Raw genomic sequence first — 24,722 nt, 5'->3', positions numbered from 1 at the left:
GTTATTTTTTTTTCAAAGGCGCTAGACTTCCTTGAGAAAAGCGTGTCAAAGAGGATCATGGACTACAAAGTGGCCATGAGTTCCCGGATCGCTCGTGCAAGCAAGTAGAAATCGGAAATCAACGATAATTTAAAAGAGGGTATTTTCAAAATGGAGGTACATTTATGGGCTCACTCGACGTTCGAAGAAAAGATGATCTTCAGCAATCATTAGCCATTGCTGAAGAATTTATCGAAAAAAATTACTTACTTGATTTAGCGAAGCATGAAGTTATCCCAGTACCAGATCACATTAAAGAGCTAACAGTAAGACAACATATTCGTTTATTTCAAGTAACCAAGATTGTTTATGATAAAAATGAGGATATTTCAGAAAAGCTTATTAATGTCTATAATGCTGTTGGAAACTTGAATAGTTCCCTTGTTTTAGTGATTGATAGTGATGGACAAGAAACAAATTTGTATATGGGAGTTCGTTCGGGAGATATTGATCAGAACATTACAACCGCTAAAGAAAGTATGGAAAAAAGTTTTACCGGTAATTTTCCTGGAACCGATCTAAGAAACTTAAGAAATAAAGAAATTGAGTCTGTAATAGAAGGGATCCTACAAAACACAGTAACTAGTAATAATAAAGTAATTACCTCTGTATCTGGTATTCCGGCACTAAAAGATGTGGAGAAGGTTCAGTACATACAGGGACTAGAGAAACTTATTGATTCTATGAAAAATGAAAAGTTCTCAGCTATCTTTATAGCAGATCGCTTAGACACTAAAACTGTTTCGCGTATTCGTCAAGGCTATGAGGCGCTCTATACCGAATTATCTCCCTTTCAACAAACAGAATTATCATTTGGTGAAAGTGATAGTCAAGCAGTTACTGAAGGTATTAGCAAAGGGATTACGAATACAATAAGTGATAGTATATCTAAAACACAAAGCCATACGACAGGTAAATCTGAAGGTTCATCAAAAAATATATCAAAGAGTTCAAGTACGAGTAGTGGCTATAGTTTTATTTTATCGATTTCACAAAGTTCTTCGAAGTCAGACAGTGTAACGACTTCGAGCAACTATAATACGTCAGAAACTGAAGGATCATCATTAACGAATGGGTCTTCAAAAGCAGATTCGGAAACGACGAACAATAGTAATACGCTAACAAGCTCAAACTCTAGAAATCTACAAATAAAGTTTGAAAATAAAACCGTAAGTAATTTGCTTATAAAGATTGATGAACAGTTAATGCGTTTAAAAAGCTCAGAAGATTTTGGACTTTGGAATTGCGGATGTTATTTCCTTGCAGACAATCCCCAAACGGCTAAAGTAGTTTCTTCAACTTATCAGGCTATTATTCGCGGAGATAATTCTTCCGTCGAGCATTCATTTTTGAATACATGGAGTACTGAAGAGCCGAAAAAACTAGCAATGGTAACAGATTATTTAACGAAGTTTCATCATCCATTAATCCAAATAGAGCGAAATATTGGATTCGATATGCCATATGTTACACCAAGTACATTAGTAAATGGGCGTGAGTTAGCAATAGGTTTTGGGTTGCCAAGGAAATCTGTTAGTGGGCTTCCAGTAGTTGAATCCGCAGAGTTTGGTAGAAATGTATTAACTTATGATCGTGAAGACGATAAATATGTACCTAAAGTACAGTTGGGTAAAATATTCCACATGGGAAAAGTTGAGAACACGATTGTTGATTTAGATTTACAAAGTTTATCTATGCACACTTTTATAACGGGTTCTACGGGATCAGGGAAATCCAATACTGTGTATAGTATATTGGATAGCTTGTCCAATCAAAAAGTGAACTTTCTAATCGTTGAACCTACGAAAGGTGAATACAAACACATATTTGGAAATCGAAGTGATGTAAGTGTATTTGGAACGAATCCTGAGTTTTCTAATTTACTCAAAATTAATCCATTTAAGTTTCCAAGAGGAATTCATGTACTGGAACATATCGATAGATTAGTAGAAATATTTAATGTTTGTTGGCCAATGTATGCAGCAATGCCTGCCGTACTGAAGGAAGCAATTATTAAATCTTATGAAACAAGTGGTTGGGACTTAATTACGTCTAAGAACAAATACTCTGAGGAGTTTTTCCCTACTTTTGGAGATTTGTTAGTAGAATTACAAAATGTAATTGAAAGCTCAGCGTATTCTTCGGAACTTAAAAGCAATTATACTGGAGCATTAGTTACGCGCGTAAAATCACTCACAAATGGTTTAAACGGATTTATATTCCACTCAGGCGAATTGGATAATGCATTACTTTTTGATAGCAATGTCATTATTGACTTAAGTAGAGTAGGGTCCCTTGAAACAAAATCTTTCATTATGGGAGTTCTTGTGATGCGATTAAGTGAACATCGCATGTGTTTTTCAAAAGACATGAATGAGCCGTTAAAGCACGTTACCGTTTTAGAGGAAGCACACCACATCTTGAAAAAAACATCAATGGAGCAAAGTAATGAAAGTTCTAATCTAATAGGAAAATCAGTTGAAATGTTATCAAATGCTATTGCTGAAATGAGAACATATGGGGAAGGATTTATAATTGCTGATCAGTCACCAAATGCAGTAGATATTTCTGCCATCCGCAATACAAATACAAAAATTATTATGCGCCTACCCGACGACGCAGATCGTAAACTTGCAGGAGGATCTGCGGCATTAAAAAATGAACAATTAGACGAGATTGCAAAATTACCTAGGGGTGTAGCAGTTGTTTATCAAAATGATTGGTTAGACCCTGTTTTGTGTAAAATCAACAAGTTTGAATATAGTAAAGAAAAATATCAATTTTCTTTATCTAACTATGAGTCTTTTGCTGACACAAAATGGTTTTACTCAAATTTATTAAAGCTATTACTAAAATCAAGAGTTAATGAAAATATAGAAATCGATATTGATTTATTACAAGCTTCATTAAGTCGTCTTGCCATTTCAACAAAAAATAAAATGGCTATTCACTTAATCCTACAAGAGTATTACGAAAAAGGCTTTTTGAACATATGGAAAGATGAATACTTTGCTGAATTATCTCAAGTAGTTTCAAATCTAATAGATGGAAAAGCTATTGTTACTAAACTTATTGGAAACTCCAGTGACTTTAACGATTTTAACTCTCATATAAACAGAGATATTGAGCAATTAACAGAAGGACTATCCAATGAAATGAAATTGTCTATTACTCAGTGCTTATTAAAAAACTGTTCACAGGATAGTCCAGAAAATGCAGAAATTTACTCAGCGTGGGTGACCTCTGAAAGAAAGGTTAGATAGACGATGATTGAAGCTTTATTAAAAATCGCTGAAACTACCGTAGCAGAATCACAATTAACTGAAATCGCTAAGAACATGCCAGAGAAGATCACAAATTCAAGTGAATTAGACAAACCTATTGCAAAATATGTAGATGAAAAAAAGGAATATAAGACTGTAGACGAGGCTTTAGAAAATGCTTCACAAGAAGAAAAGGATATTTATAATAAGGCGAATTTAGAAAAAGGTGAAGTCAATGGAAGAGAGTCACTCCAACGAACAGACCTTGATTATAATGAAAAAGATTCATTTGGTCGAACCAATTTAGAGCGAATGAAAGAAGGTTTAGCACCATTAAAGGATGGACAGCCGATTGAGTTGCACCATATTGGACAAGAAATGGATTCTCCACTAGCTGAGTTAACATCCAAAGAGCATAGGGGGCCAGGAAATGATGGAGTCTTACATGATAAAAAGAAAGATTCTGAAATAGATCGAAATGAATTTAATAAAGAACGGGAATCTTATTGGAAGGCAAGAGCTGAGCAAATAGAAGATAGGGGGAATTAATCATGAGTAACATAAACAATCTTATTGAAAATTCGAAGGCGATGACAATTGGAAATGTAGATTATGAAGTAATTCGTGAAGCAGAAAGTCAATTACGTTTTACATTTCCGCAAGAATACCGAAATTTTATAGAAAGCTTTGGATCCTTAGCGTGTGGGAGTAATGAAGTTTTTGGTTTAGGTACAAATGATTATCTGAATGTGGTAAATGCGACACAACAAGAACGTGATTTAAATGAAAACATGTTGGAAAGCTATATCGTTATTCAGAACTTAGGTGTTGAAGGTATCTTAATCGTGATGGATGCAGATGGTACTATTTATGAGTATAGAAATAATGAATTTAAAAAGTTATATGATTCATTTTATGATTTTTTAAAACAAGAAATATTGTAAAGCTTCAACCACTTACTCCTTGATAAATCTTATCAAGGAGTCTTTTTAAAAAGCTTTATAATAAAAAGGAATGCTATTTCATCATCTGAGCCAGATAGGCTTAAAAGTAATAAAAAGCTAAGTAAAAGGTAAACACCACTACACCATTAAATCTGAGAACACTATTCATGCCATGTCGGATGTGTGAACAAACAATAATGTATAGCAATAAGATTGCTAACATTATGCTAACGCAATCCCATAAAAAACGGTAAATCTACGTTAAAGATATTACAGTAAATAATATCCAAAATGTTGATTTACCGCGTTTTTTGCTCCTCTTGTTAACGATATTACACACTCTCACCTTAGGGGCGGCATGATGTAATAGGGGGTTTAAAACCTTGTTATATCAAAATTAATAACCTTTCTTACACCTAAAAAGGGTAACGTTTGAGTAACATATAGTCTCCAAAAAAATTAGAGGTTTTCCATGAGTTTTGCAAACTTGTGGAAAGCCTCTTTTTTCATGCTTTTTAAAGTCTAGCGTACACTATGCATCCGGTACGTCGTACTATATTTAACTGGGGATATGCATCATAGCCGAGGAGCCATGCTCCAGACGTAATCCTTGGTTGTTTTCAAAAACAAGGCAGTCCACTCTTTTTCTATGTTAAATTGTTTTTAGCAAAACTTTGTCGGATTCTTTTTGATTAATAATGCTTTTCGTGAAATTATTCTTCCTGTGGGACTGACACCATCCGTTGTACTGTCTCAATATTCATGATCCTTTAAGTTAGTATCTAGATATATTTTTCTGTTAAAGTCTTTAATTTCAGCAGTGTAAAATAGGGTAATAACTTACAATCACAATAAAACAAGTGATAAAATAGAATATATTTACAAAAATAGAATTCAAACTGGGTGGGCTTTAAATGAAAGATTTAATGCAAAAAATCATTGAGTTTAGAGATGATAGGGGATGGGCTTCTTATCACAATGAAAAGGATTTAGCTATTTCCATATCTCTGGAGGCTAATGAACTATTAGAAAATTTTCAGTGGAGAAGTAGTGAAGAGGCTGTTGCTCATTCTAGACAGAATATTAAAGAAGAAATGGCAGATGTATTTATCTATCTTCTTCAGCTATCGGAAAAAATGAATGTAGATTTGGAAGAGGAAGCATTAAAGAAAATGGAAAAGAATGCTTTAAAATACCCAGTAATACGGAAGAAGTAGTAATAAGTAATAGGTCAATTTTGATATGCCAGGAATCAGGAGGTAGGTAGAATGCAATATGAGTAAAGTAGATATAAAAACAATGCCTTTTGACAAGTCATCCATAGACAGTATTAATGGGTATTATACTGATTATCCTGTAGTTTACTTCTTGAATAATGATACAACGGTCTATATCGGTGAAACTGTGGCAGTAAGAAATCGTATGAGGGATCACTTAAATAATATTGAAAGAAAATCATTGAAGAAAATGTCCCTGATCATTCATGAAAAGTTTAATAGATCTGCAACTTACAATATCGAAACAAAGTTGATTAATTATTTTCTAGCAGATGAGCGATACAAATTACAAAACAAGAGTCAAACTGTTAATAGTGTTATGCACAATTATTATGAAAAAAAATTCTTTAATGAGGAATTGTTTGAAGACATATGGGACGAGCTTTTAAATAGAGATATTGTAGATAATTCTAGATATACGATTGAAAATAAGGATATATTCAAGCTTTCTCCATTCAAGGAATTATCCATAGAACAGTTGGAACTTCAGCAAAAGATTATTGAGGTATGCAAGCAGCACATTAATGATGATGAGCCTTATGTCTTCTTAATTAAAGGAGAAGCGGGGGTAGGAAAGAGTGTTGTATTAAGTTCTGTTATTAATAAAATCCAAGAGTTATCAAAGGAAAAATCATCACCATTGTATAAAAGCAATAATTATTTACTAGTCAATCATACAGAGATGCTAAAAACATACAAGAAAATAGCTGGTAATGTCAAAGCACTCACAAAAAAGAATTTTGAAAAACCAACATCCTTTATTAATCAGCGAAAAAAACTGATGAAGAAGGCTGATGTTGTATTAGTTGATGAAGCACATTTATTATTAACAAAGCCTGATCCTTATAATAATTTTGTTGAGGAAAATCAACTACAAGAGATTATTAGACATAGCAAGATTGTTATTGCAGTTTATGATGATAAGCAAGTTTTAAAGATGAAGAGCTACTGGGATGAAGAAAGACTTCATTCTATTATAGGTAATTACAATACTGAACCTACTTATAAGCTAACTAACCAATTCCGTATGCAGGCAAATAATGACATGGTTAATTGGATTGACCAGTTTATTGAAAAGAAGATTAATAAAATACCAAAAGACCCTGAATATGATTTTAGAATTTTTGGGTCGGCAACTGATATGTACGATGTTATACATGAAATGAATAAGGAATATGGGTTAGCAAGAATTGTATCTACATTTGATTATATACATAAGAAGGACAATCAAGATTATTACGTAGAAGAAGATGATTTTAAACTTCCTTGGAATGGAGATTATGGAAATGTTACATGGGCTGAGAAAGCAGATACAATACGGGAAGTTGGATCTATTTATACAATTCAAGGTTTCGATTTAAATTATGTAGGTGTTATTCTGGGGCCATCAATCTCATATGATGAACGCACAGATGAATTAAAAATTTTAATAAATAATTATAAGGATACGGAAGCGTTTAGAGGTAAAGATGAATTTCAAAATAGTGATGAGGTAAAGGAAAAAATTATATTAAATTCTCTTAATGTTCTCATGAAGAGAGGAATACGTGGGTTGTATATTTATGCTAGTGATCCGAAGTTAAGATCGAGGTTATTAAAACTTCAAAATAATATCATCAAATAGAGTTTCACATTGTGGCTAGTGAGCCTGACCCGGTACGGTAATACTTTAATATATTGGGAGGCACCAGGGGTTCACGAATTTTATGGCATTAAACTTGATGAACGACTTCGTGACTGGTAAGCGAACCGTAGAAGATGCACGTCGTGCTGCGGTTGAAATTGAAAAAGCTTTTCGATTAGTATGGACAATCGTCACCTTACACCACAGGATTCCTATTCCCAAAGCAATCTCATACTGCTGATCCAGATGTAGCCTCTTTTTAAGGCAAATTAAACGGGAGGTGGGTATTTTTATTGGAAAAGTACTGTTAACCGATTTTTTACTTCAACTATTTGCTATCATTTTGCTAACGTAATTCCAATGAAGAACAGTAATTTCCCGTTAAAGATGTAGTCAACAATATCCAAAACGTTGATTTACCGCGTTTATTGCACCTCTCGTTAAAGAAATTACACACACTCACCTTAGGGGCAGCATGAAGTGCCTGACTAAATAAAAGAAGCTTCTCGATAGTCATCACTATACTTTCGAGAAGCTTCTTTTTTACCGTTAATCAATCTTTTGATTAATAATACTATGACTTTATTTAAAGCAATATTTGGAACATTACTGTGAAACAAGAATAATCGGGGCGTTCCAGTAAACATTAGGGCGTTAGGTTTTAAATTTCTTCCTACCCTACAATGGCCTTTATGCTAATATAGAATTAGGTATTTTTTAGGAGGTGGAAATTCCGGAATCATTGTAAATTAAACAAAAATTTATCCCCCTTGTTCATGGGGAAGAATTTGTTCACTAATTTGGAGAAGATTATCATTAGGGAATCAATAGGCGATATTTTTCGTATATTTGCCAAATATCCGTTGTAAGTTTAATTCTAAAAAAGGAGCTGATTGAAATTAAACATAATAAAGATGAGTGGTGGTACTCAACACCAACGATTTTTATTCTAACTATTTTTGGTATACTTGTCGTACCTTTAATCTTAGCTATTATTCTATTGGTTGTTCAATCAAAAAAGCGAAGTGCCTTTAATAAAAGTTTGCAAGAAAATGAATTGTTTAATATGCCTATTAAGGAAAAAGAAGAAAAGCTAGAAAAGCTAAATGAAGATTTGGAAAATATCAGTAATATGATTGAAGAAAATAATGCAATTATTAATGATCAAGATTCATTTATACAAGGTTTGAAGACTAGCTTTGAAGAAGAGGTTAGTAGAGAACGAGAATCAATTCTGACGAATGCGAGGGAAGAAGCTGAAAAGATTGTACAGGAATCAACAAATAGCATAGCTGATATAGTTAAAAAAGTGACGGAATATCAAACGAACATAGACGAGCTTACCCAGGAACAAAATAAGTTGGTAAAAGAAGTGGAAAGATACAAAAATCAAGCTAGAAAATTTAAAGCAGATCTCCTAGGATTGAAAAACTTTGAAGAGCGATTTCCTCATACAATTAATTTTAATTCTGTAAACCAGCAACTTGAGCAATTGAGTAAGGAGTTAGATGAAGAAAGATTGCTTGGTACAGTAATTAGATTACATTTACACTCAGATAACTCCAAAGAGCTAAGAAAATTATCCAATGACACCAACAAAGAGATTCAAAATGTCCTGAGTAAATACGAAGACAGGTATACAACTAAAGGTAATAAAACCATTTATAATCTGATGGCTATTGGGCTACAAGCTGAAATTCAAATTTTACTTTTACAACTAAGATATAACAAGCTCGATGAAGCTGTCCAGTCAGTAAAAGATATTATTACAAAGTATCTATCCCTTTGTGCTACCGGTAATATGTCTATTCTGCCCACTATTACAAGGTTCTTAAATGAAATAGAGCCACTGTATGTTGAATTAATCAACATTGAGTATAAGTATTATGTATATAGAGAACGAGAAAAAGAAGAGCAAAGAATGATTAAGGAACAGATGAGGCAAGAAGCCGAGGAAAGAAAGAAACTTGCAGAAGAAAAGAAGAGATTGGAAAAAGAGGAGGAAAAGTTTTTTGTTGAAATTGCTAGGAACAAAAAGTTGCTCGAAGAGGAAACAGATATAGAAAAGGTGAGTCAATTAGAGGAACGGCTAAAAGAATTGGACCTACAGGTTTCAAAAATTAATGGCAAAAAGGAGGAAATCGCTAGCCTTACACTAGGCAAAGCAGGATATGTCTATATCATTTCCAACCTTGGATCCTTTGGCGAACAGATGTTTAAAATTGGAATGACAAGAAGAATGGATCCACAGGAGCGAGTAGACGAATTAGGGAGTGCCTCAGTTCCATTCAAATTTGATGTGCATGCAATGGTATTCAGTGATGATGCCGTTGGATTGGAAAACAAGTTGCATAAAATGTTGAGTCAACAAAGAGTGAACAAAGTAAACTACAGGAAAGAATTCTTTAAAACAAATATTGAAACCCTTAGAGAGATGGTAGAGGAAATAGACCCGACAGTGGAATTTATAACAACCATGTTAGCTGAGGAATATAACCAGACACTGGCAATGGAAGAGGCTGAGTTAGTGTCGTGATTGTAAGTTGGAAATTAACATGTAAAAATTTAAGGGCGAACATGGAAATCTACTCGTAGTATATCAGGAGTAGTCGAAACGCTAGGTGGGCTGCTTACCTACGCTAGCGTTGGTAGGTTGCACTAAACACTGGTGTATATTCCCAAATAACATTAACGGACGTAATGCGTATAGCAAGGCACTTCACCAAGCCAGTCCAAAAGACCTCTCGTATGCTTGTTGTTCCGTGTCGGTCGCATCAAAGACCATATATGGGAAGCAGCCTTGCCATTCTGTTTTGACAATTCTTAATGACGATAGGATCAACATATTGTAGTTAATGGATCTAATCCAATATGTTGAAAAGCATCTAGAAACATATAGGTGGAACCGAATCTGAAATAAACCTAAAACTCCCGTATTGCAAATGAGCAATACGGGAGTTTTTATATAATTTAATCTTTTTGCAATGTATCTCCTTACAGTTTTATTCGCCTGTAATGCCCTATATTTTATAGTTAAGTTGCAAGGTTAAACTAATTAATATTCCTCGCATTTCTACAGAATAAACCATTTTTAATGGTTTAGACCGGTTTTTTCGGTGCGAAACATGAGTTAATACATAAATCTATAAAAAAAATTATCTAAAAGGGGAATACTATTATGAGCGGCTATAACGCAGTATTAGCAAGAAATACGGAAAATGCTCCAAACGGTAACGGTCTATATTCACAAACTGTAGCTTTTTCGCATTACAATAATCTTTCAGCTCAATTACCTATCGAACCGAAAACTGGTAAATTGGTAGCTGGTGGTATAAAAGAGCAGGCTGAACAGTGCTTTAAAAATATCAAGGCAATTGTAGACAGCATTGATCATGTTATGAGCGATATTGTTCGAATCACTGTATTCGTTAAGAATATTAAAGATGTTGACGCTGTAGACGAAGTTTTTAAAACATTCTTCCCAACTTATGTTCCTACACGTACAACAGTTGCAGTTGCAGCTTTACCTATGGATGCTTTAGTGCAAATTGAAGCACTTGTATCAAACGGTGAAGGTACTATTCCAAATGCACCACAAGCAGGCGACCTTATTAAGCTTACAAATAACACGCCAAATGCGCCAACATGTGTTCTATCTACACAAACTGTGTCTTTCTCTCATTACAATAACCTTTCAGCTCAATTACCTATCGATCCAAAAACGGGTAGATTAGTAATTGGCGGTGTAAAAGAGCAGGCTGGACAGTGCTTAAAAAATATTAAAGCAATTTTAGAAAGTATTGACGTTCCTTTTGACGATATTGTGAAAATCAATATCTTCCTTAAAGACCTAACTGATATTGATGCGGTAAATGAAGTTTATTCAACATTCTTCCCAGATTCAGCTATCGCTAGAGCTGTAGCTTATGTTCCTGCACGTACAGTAGTGGCAGCATCTGCTTTACCAATGGATGCTTTAGTACAAATTGAAGCAGTAGTTTCTCACGGAGACGGTACACCTCCACAAGCTATTGAAGACAGACATGGAATCGTTATATGGGCAAACAACACTGAAAATGCACCAAAGTGTTCTTTATCTACACAAACTGTAGCGTTCTCTCATTACAATCACCTTTCAGCTCAATTACCTTTGGATCCAAAAACTGGTGAATTAGTAGCTGGTGGTGTAAAAGAGCAGGCTGAACAGTGCTTGAAAAATATCAAGGCAATTGTAGAAAGTATCGACCATGTTATGGAAGATGTGGTTAAAGTAAATATCTTCCTTAAAAATATTGCAGATCTTGATGCTGTAAACGAAGCTTACAAAACATTCTTCCCAGGCGGTGTTCCTGCACGAAGAACAGTTGGCGTATCAGCTTTACCTCAAGATGCTTTAATCCAAATCGATGCAGTTGTATCAAACGCTGAAGGAACACCTCCAAAAGCATAACAGGCATTTGTTTGTAAATACAGGGACTATCAAAGTGACTTGTTATTGCCGATGGTGAATGCGAAATCGCATATCCTATTCATAAAAAAGGGCTGTCTCAAATTAAAATTGGGGCAGCTTCCGTTTTTTAACAGCGAAGCTTTTTCTCTCACATATTGAGTATATGGTTTATATCGACGTTACTAAAAGCTGTAGATTACACTTTTGATTACCTAGCTGGCAGAATCTTGAAGTGAAAATGCTAACATTTTGCTAACGCAATCCCATAAAAAACGGTAAATCGCCGTTAAAGATGTTACAGTAAGAAATATCCAAAACGTTGATTTACCGCACTTTTTGCACCTTTCGTTAACGATGTTATACACTCTAAGCTTACTGGTGGAATGATGTAATAAACACCTTACCAATTAAAAGAAGCTTCTCATTAGTCACTAGACTTTTGAGAAGCTTCTTTTTTACTTTCAATCAAACGTTTGATTGGAGAAAAGTGTATTTGTTTTATCCACAGTGGAATTTTTTGAAACAAGAAAAATTGGGGGGCAAGCGCATCTCCAATCATGTCTGGATATATATCTTAAGAGAAATATTAGAACAGTCCCCGTGTTTTATGGTTTCCATTAACATCAAATTTTCGAACACTATTTCTCCCATCAAAAAGCCCTCCAAAAATATAAGGAGGGCTTGCATATTAAAACACCAAATCAAGAATGAAATAGCAGATTGCTGCCAAAGTAGCGGAAATCGGCAGCGTTATCACCCATGTAATGAGCATCCTTTGTGCCGTTCCCCACTTAACTCCCTTCAGTCGGTGAGAGGCGCCAACCCCAAGAATAGAAGAAGAAATAACATGGGTTGTACTAACAGGCATATGGATAATAGTTGCACCAAAGATAACGGCTGCTCCTGTTAAGTCAGCAGCTACCCCGCTGACTGGCCGGATTTTCATAATTTTGCCGCCAACGGTTTTAATGATTTTCCATCCACCCATGGCTGTCCCTACTGCCATCGCAAGCGCACAAATAAATTGAACCCATGTTTGAATATCATTTGAACTTTGAAAACCATTAACAATTAAGGCCATTGTAATAATTCCCATTGCCTTTTGCGCATCATTTGTACCATGTGAGTATGCCTGCAAAGCGGCGGTGGCAATTTGGATCCGTCTGAATCGTTTGTTCGTTTTTGATAAATTGCTATTTTTAAAGACTAATTTGATGATACTATAGACGATAAATCCAACCCCAAAGGCGAGGAGTGGTGAAATGATAAGTGCTTTAAGGATAGCGATGAATCCGCTATAATTTAATGCGTTAAAGCCAGCTGCTGCGATTGCAGCACCAGCAATGGATCCGATTAAGGCATGTGACGAGCTGCTTGGAATTCCATAATACCAAGTGACTAAATTCCAAATGATCGCCGCAAACAATGCAGCAAGGATGACTGTTGACCCATTTTCTAAAGTGAACGGATTAACAATATCCTTTGTAATCGTCTTGGCCACTCCAGTGAATGTCATGGCACCAACAAAGTTCATGACAGAAGCCAAAATAATGGCGTGCCTTGGTTGAAGCGCTTTTGTCGAAACGGATGTTGCTATCGCGTTTGCCGTGTCATGAAACCCATTAATAAAATCAAAAACGACCGCAAAAACAACAATTAAAATGGTTAGGATAAGGATTGTATTCATTCTAGTTGTTTACTCCCCTATGCATTTTTCATAATAATTGCTTCAAATGTATTGGCTACATTTTGACAATAGTCAGCCACTTTTTCTAGTTCTTCGTAAATTTCTTTATATTGAAGGATACGAATTGGATCTTTCTCACTATGAAATAAATGCTTTATGGAAGTCCGTAAAACAATATCACATTGGGATTCATGGTCTTTTATTTTTATCGCATTCTCTCTAATTTGCAGAAGGTTTTTGTTCGTTAATAAATGGATGGCTTTTTCTATCTCTATGACACATTTTTGAATGGCTTCAACGAACTGAAGCATATATTTATCTGCACTTGTAATGGAATACATATCAAAATAGGCAGCTGTGTGTTCTAATCCATCTAAGATGTCATCCATATTCATTGCCAGTGCTAAGATATCCTCCCTTTCAATGGGCGTAATAAATACAGTATTCAAGTCCCGGATAACTTGATGGACTAGTGTATCACCTTTTTTCTCATACTCTTTCATTTTTTCGGAGAAAATAACCAAATCCTCAGAACTCGTTAATTTATAATCTGTAAAATAATTCATGCTCTCTTTTAAATTAGCAGCTATATTAGCTAAATGCAGATAAAACTGATCCTCTTTTTTTCTAAACATATTTTTCCTCACACCTCATTCAGTTACTAATCAAACATACAAATAATAGCGTAAATAATCGAAAGTTAATAGATTCTTAATGGAAAATTTACACAATCTTTACAATTGAGAGTCATACCCGTCGGCGGACACAAAGATTAAATCGCAGTTAAAGCCTCTTTTTTGCTTTCAATCAAACGTTTGATTGGAAAACGTGCATTTGTATTATCAAATAGTGGAACTTTGTGAAGCAAGAAAAATCGGCTAGTGATAGGCATGCCTTCAATAATGTATGGATATTGGTCTCAAACTAAGAAAAATATTCTAGTTCGACAAAAAATTACAAATAGTTTATAATATGATAGGAAAATATCAGCATGAGATTAGAACTATCTTAAAATTGAAAAAGGCAAACTTATCGAAAGGTAAGGACGCAAAGCTACGAGTCTAAAATCCTAAATGGATGATGATAGTCGGGTTGCCAAGAATCATAACAAGCGGTTATTTGGCTACCCTATCTATATCGGGGGTAGCTTTTTTTATTGAAAAGAACGTGCAAATGTTAACAATGAGGTAAAGAAGACGATAGCAAAAAAGGAGATTGTAAGATGATAGTCGTAGACAAAAAGAAATATAAAATGGCCATTAATGAGGTGGGGAAGGAAATCCATGTACAAGTGCATGGGTTAATAAGAGAGGAAGATGCAGAAGGCTATATAGCGGATTTACAAGATACAATTAATAAAGTACCAAGACACGATTATACGTTTGTGGTGGATGCTACTCATCAAACACCTGTCCCTTCAAAGGTTGTTCCGCAGTTGGAGCAAGCGATGCAGCTTTATTCTAGCTTAGGTTTTAAAGATATCTTTGTAGTAAAACCTTCATCTAAAATTGCTCAAGTCCAAATTAGGAATGTCCTTGAAAGAATTAAGTTCACAGGTTCAATTATCGATAAAGTACCTCATTCTAGGTAATGTTAGGTCCAATCTAAAGAAACTTATTTTTTAATTTGAAAGGGAGATTAGTAAGTGCAAACAACACAAGAATTATATACATACGAAATTATTACGAAGGAGCAAACAACTTTAGTTCAGAATGCAGCAGAGTGTCTAGCTCGTTCATTTATTGGAGTGGACGTTTCAGGAAAATGGATTCAGGAACCGATGGTAGGTCAATTAAATTTAGATTATGAAGATTTCTATCAGTTTACCAAGGAATATTTAGAATCTACAGTCGAGCAGGGATATTGCGCGGTAGCTAAGGATAGTAATAATCATGTTGTTGGTGTACTTGCTGGAGATACAAATGCACCAGAGATTATCGGAGAAGATATATTTGAAGGTTCTTTTTATAATATGAATGTCATTCTGCGTGTTCTAGAGGATGTGGATAATCGTTTCATGGAGGATTATAAAAAACGAACTGGGAAAGACATCAATGATGGAGAGTTATTACACCTATTTATGTTAGGAGTGACAGCTGAACAGGACCGTCCCGAAATTATTCAGCAATTAGGAAATACATTGATAACAAAGGCATCTTCACAAGGAGTGAAGACTGTTTTAGTTGAAGCGACAAACTTGAAGTCGATACGTGTATTTGAAAAATATCATAACATGGAAAAATATGTAGATTTAGAAGGAAACTATATTGTTCATAAGTATCAGGAAAATGATAAGTTAAAAAATATTCCTGCAAATGTAGCGGATGGAACATATATCCTTATTAAGGAACTATAAATATACATTTAAGTCTAATTCAATAAAAAATAGGGTTAGGGGATTAATTTAATATGGAAGCTATTATGCTAGGTATCATTATTATTTTATTAGGGGTATCGGTGTACTTTGCTTATCGATATTTTTCACTAAAACATCAATCTCATATTAATAAAGAAATAATAAATGGAATGAAAGAAATATCTGCAGGTAATCTTATCAGCAAAATGGATGAAAGAAGTTCTAATCATGCTGTATTTAATGGTCTATTAGCGTTTTTCAGCAATGTAAGAGAAAGGTTTTTTTCATTTTCGAAAAATGTACATGAAAAAGGAGAAACTCTCGCTGAAATCGGTGAATATGCTTCCGAGAAAGCGGATATTGTGAGAGCGGCAATTGATGAAGTAGGTAGAGGACTACAGAAACAATTAGTTGCTGCAGAAGAAAGCGCCGCATCTATGGAAGAAATGGCACAGGCTATCGAAGATCTATCAGTAAGATCAAATCAAATTTCAGAGCAATCGAACACTACCTTAGACTTGACGCTAGTAGGAAACGAAAAGCTTATAGATTCCTTAAAGAAAATGGAGCAGTTTAATCAAACGATCCATATAACATTTGATGCCATCAATAAACTTGGAGAAAAATCTAACGAAATCGGCACGATTGTAAAAGTGATTACAGGGATATCAGAACAAATTAATTTATTGGCATTGAATGCGGCAATCGAAGCTGCCCGTGCGGGTGAACATGGTAAAGGATTTGCAGTTGTTGCGGATGAGGTTCGAAAATTGGCCGAACAATCACGCCAGTCTTCTTCTGAAGTATCAAATATCGTAAAGAATATTCAAGAAGAAACTGAAATAGTTGTCAAGTCCATGCAACAGGGAACAGAAGAGTTCGGTGATACAAATACAACCATGGCAGAAGTTGGATCCATGTTCGAACAGATTCTATCAACTACAAAGATCATTGCTGAAAATAATGAAAATTCTTCTGCTAGTACAGAAGAATTATCCTCTGCAACTCAGCAGATTATGACAACCATTGTTGAGATAACTAATATCGCTAGGGAGTCTGTTGAAATGTTTGAGGAACTAGTAGAAATTAGTGATGATGAGCTAGTTACTATGCAAAAACTTGTTCAGGAAGCAAAGAATCTTGTAGAGACAACGAATGATGTAAATAAATTACTAAATGAATGGAAGCATAGTGTTGAAACTTCAGAAGCTAAAATGAGTCAAGATGCTGAAAATAATGCTAGTGCAGCAGTTTAAAATTTGCCCGCTGATCATAATAAGAGGTGCTTCTCATAGGTTGGTTCAACTTGTGAGAAGCTTCTTTTTTGCGTTTGCAAAATTTCTTAGCTAGTGAAAACATCAAGGAGGTCAAGCAATGAAAGAAATACAAAAATTGTTCCCTAGTATGGACGGAAACGACTTACAAAGAGAGGAATTATTGTCCTACTTTAAAACGATTTTAACAAAGATAGATGAATTAAAGGATCCTAACAAACTAACGCTTGGAGAAATGCCGGAGTATACAGAGGATTACTATAATCGTGTCATTCAAAAGGCTGATGTTCCGAAAACGGGTGTACCGATGGAGGAAGTCATTCAGGAGCTACTAAAATTGGTAGAAGGACATCGGTACGTCAATCGGAATTATGTAGCTAATGCTGCTCCTCTTCCGAATATTGCTAGTATTATCGGAAATTTAGTAATGGTGCTCGTTAATGGAAACAATCTTTGGGATGTAGAAGGGCCGGCAGCGGCTACAGCAGAAGTCGAAATAACAAGTATGCTATCCAAACTTATCGGATATGATGAGAGCATTAGTGCAGGATATACAACATGGGGAGGACAAGGCGCTGTCTTTAACTCTTTACGTCTGGCTATTGCCCGTTACGCACCATCTTCTAATAAGACTGGTGTACCGAAAAATCTTTATTGCTTCTGTTCAGAGCTCTCACACTATAGTCTGTATAAATCAGTAGAAGCAACTGGTATTGGTGTAGAAAATATGATTCGTGTGAAGGTGAATGCTGATCATTCTATGAATCTAGAAGATTTAAAAGAAAAAATAGAGCTTGTTATTGCAAAAGGCGGTGTTCCCCTTTATATCCTTGCCTCAATGGGAACAACTGATACATTTGGGGTTGATGACATTGAGGGAATTAAGCTATTAGCAGACGAATTGGAACGCACATATGGGATATATCCAATCTATATTCATGCAGACTCTGCTATGGGGGGCATGTATACTTTCTTTAATCAATACGATTTTGAAAGCAATCCTCTGCAATTTGACGACAACGTTAATAAGGTTTTGAAATCTTATCAACAGAAGTTTAAACATATGAAGCTTGCAGATAGTATGGTCTTTGATTTCCATAAGCTTGGACAAACGCCATATATTACGAGTTTATTTTTAATCAAAAATAGAGAGAATCTTAAATATGTTGATTTAGATGCAGAGGAAACCCCGTATGTAGGGAATCGCGGTTATGGCAGCTATCATACAGGCTACACGCTCGAATGTTCGCGAATGGGAAGTGCTTTGGCAATATATGCTTCTTTATTAGCATTTGGAATCGAAGGCTATCAAGAGCTTCTAGCCAACTACATCCGTGTCAATATTGCATTTAGAGAAAAATTAACAAATAAAATTTCTAATGTGATGATCACGAATGAGATTTCTCCAGTTACAACTTTCCGTTTTTATCCCGAAAAGACTAAGTGGAATGATGAATTAAACGGTCTTTTAACCGTAGAAGAAATAATGGAAATTAATCAATTTAATGATGAGTTTGCAGAGGTAATTGGTGCTGAACGAGATACCGTCTTCTTTGGAAATACAAAAAAGCAACGACTAGTGGAAGCATCAAACTCCAACAAGCCTGTATCCGTATATGCTCATAAATTTTTTGCAATCTCGCCATACTCAACGATAGAAGAGATCGACCGTTATGTAGGGTTTTTAAAAGAGCATCTAGAACTATTCCTGAAAACGAAAAGTTGTAAAGAGATGATTTTGAAATCTTAAAGAGGTAAAAAAGTTTATTTGTAGGGTTATCCTATTTGAAACAATGAGACAATATCGTTAGAAAAAGATATGAGTTCTTCAAAATCCTTTTATAGAAGTTTTCCTCAAGATTGCTAAGCTTGGGGGAAACTTTAAGTAGTTCGGCTTTTGTGAAAAACATTGTAAATAGCATATGAATTTGCATACACTCTCTTATCATTTTGGGAACCAGGTTAAGCCCCAATCTGAGAAATAGGCGGAAAGAGTCCTCTTAATTGGAAATTTTTTAAAAAATAAGCTTAAATAGGCGGAGAAATTCCGCCTATGCACTCAAAAATTGAAAAAACAGGGGATTTTTCTTTGTATAAACGGAAAAATTCCCCTTATTTACCCCAAAACGAGCTCCATTCTGCATTTAACGGGAAAATCTCCGTCTATTTACTTTTTCTGGTTATTAATTAAGGACAAGACATTTTATTTAAAAAGTATGGGGCGTCTCTTTAGCATAAATAGATTTTCCCCCTTCAACAAATAGGAGCTTTAATTAAATAAGCAACATTCCACTTTAAAGTGAAAAATCTCAAGCTTTTTTGTGTGCTATTTACAATGTTTATTTGTTTTTCTAATTCTTATGTTATTTAACTTGTGAATTTGGGTCTTCTCCACGTTAACGGAATTACTTAGGAAACTTATGAGGGGCTTCTTTTTTCTTCTCTTGTGATACAATAAGGATATTATGTAAGTCGGGGGCTTAAAAAATGTATACGGTTCTTGCATATTTTGTTTCCCTTATTGCCATTGCGATTTCAGTGGCAGCTACACTTTTTATCAAATCTGAACTAGAGCGAATGTTTCGTGAAGACAAAGATGAGCGCGCTTTTCATATATGTAATGTAATTATTGTTTTGATGGTGGCAATGGTGGTCCAGACCGTTATGACTGTATATGTCTTTGGGAATGAGTTCAATTGGCTGCTGCAATTAATCGTTCTCACTTTTATTACGATCCCCGTTTATTATTTAGGGCATCTGGTCTTTGAAAAATATCAAACTGTGTATCGAAAATACTCACCTACTGAGAATAGAAAAGTGATTGTACTTAATGACAAATACGTTAAAAAGGTAAAACCTTTTTCAAAGCTTAAACATTACAATGCCAGTGCTAAAGAAACGAAAACAGAAAATAAAAATAGAGGCTTCCGATAAGTTTGATGAAAACTTTACACAGGAAAAGCCTCTTTTTCTATGTCGACCTATTTATTCAAAATACTTAAATATTCTTTCCAAGGACCGACGTCTTTCCTGTAGCGCTCTGCCAAGACGCGGGCAATTTGAGCTATGTGTGTTAGGTCATGAACAACCCATGTAGAAAGCAATTCTCGTAATTTCACTGACCCAAATTCCGGGTGTGAACCGGTAAGCTCAAGATGTAAATCAGGGTTAATTAATTCCTTTAGTTTGGTTGTATTTTGCAGACGTATGGATTTAAATTCTAGGAGCTTTTGTTCGATCGTTTCTTCTGATTTTTCCTTTAGATGCGCAAATCGATCAAATGATGGGAATGGCTTGTTTTCCCCGTTCTCTAAAATTGTTTCTAAACGTGGGAGCCAATTCGTTTTTTCAGCTTCAATGAGGTGTTCAATCACTTCAGTAGCATTCCAAGTTCCTTCGCCTTCATTGCAATGCAGCCATCCATCGGATAAACCGCCTAGAAAATGCTCCAAGGATTGTGGAGTACGCTCCAGAACTTCAATTGCTTCGTTTAAATTAAAATTCATATGTCTGCTCCTTCCGGTTCATTTACTTATGATCTTATCACATGTCATGATTTTATTTCTTATTATGTATAAAGCAGGGAACCGTTCACCTGCTCCATAGCGGACTCAGTCTATAGAGAATTCCACTTTAACATTGTTAATACGATTTGAACTCCCTGCATTTGAGGTGTTTGATGCAGCTGAGGTCATTCCGGGATAGGTTATCGTTATGGCACCGGTATTTCCAGAACCTGAACCTGTGGTTGTGCTAGATGATGAGGCAGGGGAAATGGTCTTTGTATTGCCGAAATGTACAGTAGCAGACCCGGATATATTTTTAATGGTGACTGAACCGATAAATACCATATGAACAGCTCCTTTGTTATTTTTGTCTCATTATTAAATAAGGAAATGTAGTTATTGGTACAAGATATGCAGGTCCAGCTCTATTTGAAATGGACAAGTATTGAGTACTGTGAAATTTAAGTAAGGGGACAAAGGGACAGGTCCATTGTCCCCGTGAAGGAGAATCTCTTGAATATAAATAAGTTTTATCAATCATCTAATCGTGCTAATATTAATCACGAGTTAACCAATAAAATGTAAGAACGGCGTTTAATCCGACATCCGTTTTATTAAGGAAGTGTAAGTTATGACATTCATTAACGGCTAATACTAAACTAAATAACTTAAAAGCAGATTGTGAAAATTGCTATGCTCTATGCTGTGTAGCTCTTCCGTATGCAAAGTGTGCGGATTTTGCATTTAAAAAAGATGGGGGCAAGCCTTGTTCCAATTTGCAGGCTGATTATCGCTGCAGTATTCATAGCAGCTTAAGAGAAAAAGGTTTTCGGGGCTGTACTGTTTATGAATGCTTCGGTGCAGGGCAGAAGGTATCTCAGATCACATACGATGGCAATGATTGGCGGGAGCATCCCGAGATAGCTAATGAAATGTTTGACGTATTTCCTGTCATGCAGCAGCTTCATGAGATGCTATCTTACTTAGATGAGGCACTACATTTAGAAGAAGCTAAACCTATCCATGAGAAGTTACAAGCTGCTTTTGAGGAAACAGAAAGTCTAACCTATTTAAATCCTACATCCATTATGGAACTAGATATTCCGGCACATCGAGCAGGTGTGAATGAACTCCTTCTGCAGACAAGCGAACTTGTTCGCAGGAAAGTATCGAATAACAAGCAGGCAAATAAATTGATTAGAGGGAGAGACCTTATTGGCGCTAAGCTTAAAGGAGCAGACCTTAAAGGTGCTAATTTAAGAGGGGCTTTGCTTATAGCAGCTGACCTTCGGAATGCGGATTTAAGAATGTCCGATTTTATCGGTGCGGATTTAAGAGATGCAAATCTGAGCGGGGCCAATCTTACAGGAAGTATCTTTCTTACACAGGCACAAGTGAACTCTGCCAATGGGGATAGGAATACTAGGCTGCCAGCTTCATTAAAAATTCCGAACCATTGGTTAATATGAACATCTTTGTGAGTGCAAAGGTGTTTTTTTATTGCCTTTTTATTTATCCCTTTAAAGCCAAAAAGATTTTTTGAATTTTCTGTTGTTTATAGGTGATTAGGCGTGATAATATCGAAATATTAGAAATTAATAATAAATTTTTAGAGCAAGCTTGAGAAGAGGAGAGGAAATGAAATGAAGAAGATTTGGATGGCCCTATTGTGTTTTTCGTTAATGCTGCTTGCAGCATGTGGATCGAAAAGCAGCGAAACTAGCGGAAGCAGTGGCACAAATAATAGCGGAGGCAGTAAAGAGGCAGAGAAAACAGTAAAAGTTGGAATTATTCAGCTGGTGGAGCACCCTTCATTAGATGCTGCGAGAGAAGGTTTTATTGCAGCATTAAAGGATGCAGGATATGAGGAAGGCAAGAACTTAAAGCTAGATTATCAGAATGCGCAGGGAGATATGAATAATAATATGTCCATTGCACAAAACCTAGTAGCGGATGGAAATGATGTGATTCTAGCAATTGCAACTCCGAGTGCACAAGCGGTTGTACAAGCGACAAAGGAGATACCAATTCTATTTACAGCGATTACAGATCCTGTAGGAGCCAAGCTTGTTGAAAGCATTGAAAAGCCAGGCGGGAATGTGACGGGTACTTCTGATACACATCCTGATGCGATTAAAAACACGATTAACTCTATTAAAAAGTTCATCCCTAATGCGAAAAAAGTAGGGATTATCTATAATTCTGGTGAACCCAATTCAGTCGTGAACGTTGAAAATGCGAAAAAGGTAATCGCAGAGATTGGATTAGAAGCAGTCGAAACATCCGTATCAACAAGCTCTGAAGTAAAGCAAGCTGCTGAATCATTAGTAGGAAGAGCAGACGTATTCTATATTCCAAAGGATAATACGGTTGTGTCCGCTCTTGAATCTGTCATTACCGTAGCAAACGACAAGAAAATCCCTATGTTTGTAGGAGAAGGAGATTCCGTTAAGCGTGGAGCCTTTGCTTCATACGGACTTGACTACCATGATCTTGGTTACTCGACTGGTAAAATGGCCGTTGATATACTAAAAGGCAAAAAGCCGAGTGACATTCCAGTTGGATTCCCTGAAAACTTAGAGCTTGTGATTAACAAAAAGGCTGCCGAGCTTGAAGGAATTACATTGACTGAAGAAATGTTAAAGGGCGCAAAAATTGTAGGTGAATAAGTAACAAAAAAACTGCTATCAGTATGGATGGCAGTTTTTTTATTATTATAGAAAAGAAAACCCTAGGCTAGGCCTAGGGTTCCAAAAAGCTTATAGCGTGGTATTAAAAGAACTCCCCCGCGGTGCTAAAATATTTTTGGTTCGCCAACCAAAATATCAAGCATACGGAGGAGTCTTATGTCAAAAGACACTAATAGTTTAGCACACACGACTTGGAATTGTAAGTATCACATCGTATTTGTCCCGAAGTACAGATGGCAAGTAATTTACGGGAAAATCAAAAAGGATATAGGAGAAACACTTCGTACTCTATGTGAGAGAAAAGGAGTGGAGATTATTGAAGCAACAGCGTGTAAAGATCATGTACATATGTTAGTAAGTATTCCGCCTAAAATAAGTGTGTCTTCATTTGTAGGTTATTTAAAAGGGAAAAGTAGTTTAATGATATTTGATCGACACGCCAACTTGAAATATAGATACGGGAACCGAAAATTTTGGTGTACTGGATATTATGTAGATACCGTCGGAAGAAACAAGAAGGTAATCGAAGAATACATTCGTAATCAGATACAAGATGATATAGTCGCAGAACAATTGAGTATGATGGAATATATTGATCCATTCACAGGTGAAGAGATACAGAAAAAGAAACGGAAGTAGGATGGAGGCCTTTGAGGTCTGGCCAGTAGAAGTAGTACACTTGGCGAACCATTCAGTGGCCCTTTAGGGCTTGGTCAGTAACAAAGGCTTCCAGCCGCAGAGAAAACTACCCGTTTTGCACGGATGGTCGTTATTTCAAATTACATTCTACAGGAATCCTTATTTTTATCGTTTTAGGGATTATTGCAGTGATGCTTGCTGGAATAGATGCTGCAGGGACTAGGGATAATTCTAGATTTATCCACTACAATCATCTTTTCTCATGGCGATTGGCGGTTACCTTATAAATTTTTAGTACTAGCAAATGATAAGTTGTCTATCATATAAGAATTAAATGCCCAAGAATAATAACACTAAATATCTATATATCACGGAAATATCTTTTTTGCTGGTAGGAATCGTCTTACCAGCTTTTTATATCATACGAACTCGGGCCTTAAGTCATACAAAAAAGTGAAAAAGAGGAATTTATTCTTAGGAACTATTCTGTAGTCCAAGCGTAAATGACTTTATAGGTTTCGAAAATAATTCACTATCCAAGGGAGTGTGTAGATTTGATTAACATAAAACCTACAAAGATACATGAAAAAAATATTAAAGAGAATAAAAATTTCATAGAAAAGTGGGATATGTGGGATTTTGCCTATTTTGATGGGAAAGAGTATTATTTTCTAACTCTATATGAATAAATTCTTAAAGGCATCACTGGATATTTAATTTGGACTGTGAAGGAAATGTTGTACCGTTTGAACGGGCAAAGGCTCCGGCACTCTCCTTAATTAGATTTAATACGACGATTCATGGAGCCATGAAGGAAATGGTCCCGCAAATGTTGAAAAACATGACCCCATATAAGGAAGTATTCTCCTTGTTAACACAGCATAAAACTGGCTTAATCAATAAATCTTCTAAACTAGAGGCATCTGGTTAGGACACCGTGAGAGAATCGATGGTCTTATTCATACACTTGGTC

General features: G+C 35.6%; 19 protein-coding genes, 1 pseudogene and 1 riboswitch. Of the genes and pseudogenes, 16 read left to right on the top strand and 4 right to left on the bottom strand.

Annotated features, from left to right (window positions below; genetic code table 11):
- Positions 1-164: 164 nt before the first annotated feature.
- The 7 genes from H0173_RS21140 (at position 165) to H0173_RS21110 (ending at position 11,597) form a co-directional block, all read left to right on the top strand.
- A complete protein-coding gene (locus H0173_RS21140) occupies positions 165-3,302 on the top strand; it encodes an ATP-binding protein (RefSeq protein ID WP_221848773.1) in 3,138 nt (1,045 codons plus the stop codon).
- 3 nt (positions 3,303-3,305) lie between these two features.
- Complete coding sequence (locus tag H0173_RS21135) at positions 3,306-3,851, top strand: HNH/ENDO VII family nuclease (RefSeq protein ID WP_221848772.1); 546 nt, start codon at positions 3,306-3,308, stop codon at positions 3,849-3,851.
- A gap of 2 nt (positions 3,852-3,853) precedes the next feature.
- Positions 3,854-4,246 carry an SMI1/KNR4 family protein gene (locus tag H0173_RS21130; protein WP_221848771.1) on the top strand — a complete coding sequence of 131 codons (393 nt, stop codon included), beginning with the start codon at positions 3,854-3,856 and terminating at the stop codon, positions 4,244-4,246.
- A gap of 914 nt (positions 4,247-5,160) precedes the next feature.
- Complete coding sequence (locus tag H0173_RS21125; RefSeq protein WP_221848770.1) at positions 5,161-5,463, top strand: nucleotide pyrophosphohydrolase; 303 nt, start codon at positions 5,161-5,163, stop codon at positions 5,461-5,463.
- 58 nt (positions 5,464-5,521) lie between these two features.
- On the top strand, positions 5,522-7,147 hold the full coding sequence (locus H0173_RS21120; protein WP_221848769.1) for a DUF2075 domain-containing protein: 1,626 nt from the start codon (positions 5,522-5,524) through the stop codon (positions 7,145-7,147).
- 1,042 nt (positions 7,148-8,189) lie between these two features.
- A complete protein-coding gene (locus H0173_RS21115) occupies positions 8,190-9,683 on the top strand; it encodes a GIY-YIG nuclease family protein (RefSeq protein WP_221848768.1) in 1,494 nt (497 codons plus the stop codon).
- Positions 9,684-10,325: 642 nt separating this feature from the next.
- Positions 10,326-11,597, top strand: coding sequence for a RidA family protein (locus H0173_RS21110; RefSeq protein WP_221848767.1), 1,272 nt, complete (start codon positions 10,326-10,328; stop codon positions 11,595-11,597).
- 688 nt (positions 11,598-12,285) lie between these two features.
- Here H0173_RS21110 and H0173_RS21105 read toward each other — a convergent pair.
- Both H0173_RS21105 and H0173_RS21100 read right to left on the bottom strand, forming a co-directional pair.
- Positions 12,286-13,284 carry an inorganic phosphate transporter gene (locus tag H0173_RS21105; protein ID WP_221848766.1) on the bottom strand — a complete coding sequence of 333 codons (999 nt, stop codon included), beginning with the start codon at positions 13,282-13,284 and terminating at the stop codon, positions 12,286-12,288.
- Between the two features lie 17 nt (positions 13,285-13,301).
- Positions 13,302-13,919 carry a DUF47 domain-containing protein gene (locus H0173_RS21100; protein WP_221848765.1) on the bottom strand — a complete coding sequence of 206 codons (618 nt, stop codon included), beginning with the start codon at positions 13,917-13,919 and terminating at the stop codon, positions 13,302-13,304.
- A 377-nt stretch (positions 13,920-14,296) separates the two neighbouring features.
- Positions 14,297-14,384, top strand: a riboswitch (cyclic di-GMP riboswitch).
- Between the two features lie 122 nt (positions 14,385-14,506).
- Between H0173_RS21100 and H0173_RS21095 the strand changes: the two genes are divergently transcribed.
- The 5 genes from H0173_RS21095 to H0173_RS21075 all read left to right on the top strand — a co-directional run bounded on the left by H0173_RS21095 (position 14,507) and on the right by H0173_RS21075 (position 19,848).
- Positions 14,507-14,875 (top strand): hypothetical protein, encoded by a 369-nt coding sequence (locus tag H0173_RS21095; RefSeq protein ID WP_221848764.1) that lies wholly within the window; start codon positions 14,507-14,509, stop codon positions 14,873-14,875.
- Positions 14,876-14,929: 54 nt separating this feature from the next.
- Positions 14,930-15,640 (top strand): hypothetical protein, encoded by a 711-nt coding sequence (locus H0173_RS21090; RefSeq protein WP_221848763.1) that lies wholly within the window; start codon positions 14,930-14,932, stop codon positions 15,638-15,640.
- Between the two features lie 53 nt (positions 15,641-15,693).
- Positions 15,694-16,896 carry a methyl-accepting chemotaxis protein gene (locus H0173_RS21085; protein WP_221848762.1) on the top strand — a complete coding sequence of 401 codons (1,203 nt, stop codon included), beginning with the start codon at positions 15,694-15,696 and terminating at the stop codon, positions 16,894-16,896.
- Between the two features lie 118 nt (positions 16,897-17,014).
- Positions 17,015-18,664, top strand: a complete 1,650-nt coding sequence (locus H0173_RS21080; RefSeq protein ID WP_221848761.1) for a pyridoxal phosphate-dependent decarboxylase family protein — start codon at positions 17,015-17,017, stop codon at positions 18,662-18,664.
- A gap of 737 nt (positions 18,665-19,401) precedes the next feature.
- Complete coding sequence (locus tag H0173_RS21075; protein ID WP_221848760.1) at positions 19,402-19,848, top strand: hypothetical protein; 447 nt, start codon at positions 19,402-19,404, stop codon at positions 19,846-19,848.
- Between the two features lie 47 nt (positions 19,849-19,895).
- Here H0173_RS21075 and H0173_RS21070 read toward each other — a convergent pair whose 3' ends face one another.
- Positions 19,896-20,420 (bottom strand): DinB family protein, encoded by a 525-nt coding sequence (locus tag H0173_RS21070; RefSeq protein ID WP_221848759.1) that lies wholly within the window; start codon positions 20,418-20,420, stop codon positions 19,896-19,898.
- A gap of 105 nt (positions 20,421-20,525) precedes the next feature.
- Positions 20,526-20,765: a spore germination protein gene (locus tag H0173_RS21065; protein ID WP_221848758.1), complete on the bottom strand. Its 240-nt coding sequence runs from the start codon at positions 20,763-20,765 to the stop codon at positions 20,526-20,528.
- A gap of 317 nt (positions 20,766-21,082) precedes the next feature.
- On the opposite strand from H0173_RS21065, the pseudogene H0173_RS21060 reads away from it, so the two are divergent.
- From H0173_RS21060 to H0173_RS21045, 4 genes and pseudogenes are all read left to right on the top strand, one after another.
- A pseudogene (locus H0173_RS21060) lies at positions 21,083-21,889 on the top strand (pentapeptide repeat-containing protein); the annotation flags it as partial.
- A 174-nt stretch (positions 21,890-22,063) separates the two neighbouring features.
- Entirely contained in the window at positions 22,064-23,089 is a 1,026-nt protein-coding gene (locus H0173_RS21055; protein ID WP_221848756.1) for an ABC transporter substrate-binding protein, read from the top strand.
- 177 nt (positions 23,090-23,266) lie between these two features.
- Positions 23,267-23,749 (top strand): IS200/IS605 family transposase, encoded by a 483-nt coding sequence (tnpA, locus tag H0173_RS21050; protein ID WP_221848755.1) that lies wholly within the window; start codon positions 23,267-23,269, stop codon positions 23,747-23,749.
- A 718-nt stretch (positions 23,750-24,467) separates the two neighbouring features.
- The gene (locus H0173_RS21045) at positions 24,468-24,680 is read left to right on the top strand and encodes a hypothetical protein (protein ID WP_221848754.1); all 213 of its coding nucleotides are present in this window, start codon (positions 24,468-24,470) and stop codon (positions 24,678-24,680) included.
- The last annotated feature ends 42 nt before the right edge of the window (positions 24,681-24,722 follow it).

The sequence above is a fragment of the Bacillus sp. S/N-304-OC-R1 genome (assembly GCF_019749375.1).
Classification (GTDB): Bacteria; Bacillota; Bacilli; order Bacillales; family Cytobacillaceae; genus Cytobacillus.
The sequence above is the reverse complement of the archived record's forward strand: the minus strand, read 5'-3'. Positions and strand labels throughout refer to the sequence as shown.

Coding starts and splice junctions, on each gene's coding strand:
- H0173_RS21140 (WP_221848773.1), top strand. CDS start 165: ATGGGCTCACTCGACGTTCGAAGAAAAGATGATCTTCAGCAATCATTA.
- H0173_RS21135 (WP_221848772.1), top strand. CDS start 3,306: ATGATTGAAGCTTTATTAAAAATCGCTGAAACTACCGTAGCAGAATCA.
- H0173_RS21130 (WP_221848771.1), top strand. CDS start 3,854: ATGAGTAACATAAACAATCTTATTGAAAATTCGAAGGCGATGACAATT.
- H0173_RS21125 (WP_221848770.1), top strand. CDS start 5,161: ATGAAAGATTTAATGCAAAAAATCATTGAGTTTAGAGATGATAGGGGA.
- H0173_RS21120 (WP_221848769.1), top strand. CDS start 5,522: ATGAGTAAAGTAGATATAAAAACAATGCCTTTTGACAAGTCATCCATA.
- H0173_RS21110 (WP_221848767.1), top strand. CDS start 10,326: ATGAGCGGCTATAACGCAGTATTAGCAAGAAATACGGAAAATGCTCCA.
- H0173_RS21105 (WP_221848766.1), bottom strand. CDS start 13,284: ATGAATACAATCCTTATCCTAACCATTTTAATTGTTGTTTTTGCGGTC.
- H0173_RS21100 (WP_221848765.1), bottom strand. CDS start 13,919: ATGTTTAGAAAAAAAGAGGATCAGTTTTATCTGCATTTAGCTAATATA.
- H0173_RS21095 (WP_221848764.1), top strand. CDS start 14,507: ATGATAGTCGTAGACAAAAAGAAATATAAAATGGCCATTAATGAGGTG.
- H0173_RS21085 (WP_221848762.1), top strand. CDS start 15,694: ATGGAAGCTATTATGCTAGGTATCATTATTATTTTATTAGGGGTATCG.
- H0173_RS21080 (WP_221848761.1), top strand. CDS start 17,015: ATGAAAGAAATACAAAAATTGTTCCCTAGTATGGACGGAAACGACTTA.
- H0173_RS21075 (WP_221848760.1), top strand. CDS start 19,402: ATGTATACGGTTCTTGCATATTTTGTTTCCCTTATTGCCATTGCGATT.
- H0173_RS21070 (WP_221848759.1), bottom strand. CDS start 20,420: ATGAATTTTAATTTAAACGAAGCAATTGAAGTTCTGGAGCGTACTCCA.
- H0173_RS21065 (WP_221848758.1), bottom strand. CDS start 20,765: ATGGTATTTATCGGTTCAGTCACCATTAAAAATATATCCGGGTCTGCT.
- H0173_RS21055 (WP_221848756.1), top strand. CDS start 22,064: ATGAAGAAGATTTGGATGGCCCTATTGTGTTTTTCGTTAATGCTGCTT.
- tnpA (WP_221848755.1), top strand. CDS start 23,267: ATGTCAAAAGACACTAATAGTTTAGCACACACGACTTGGAATTGTAAG.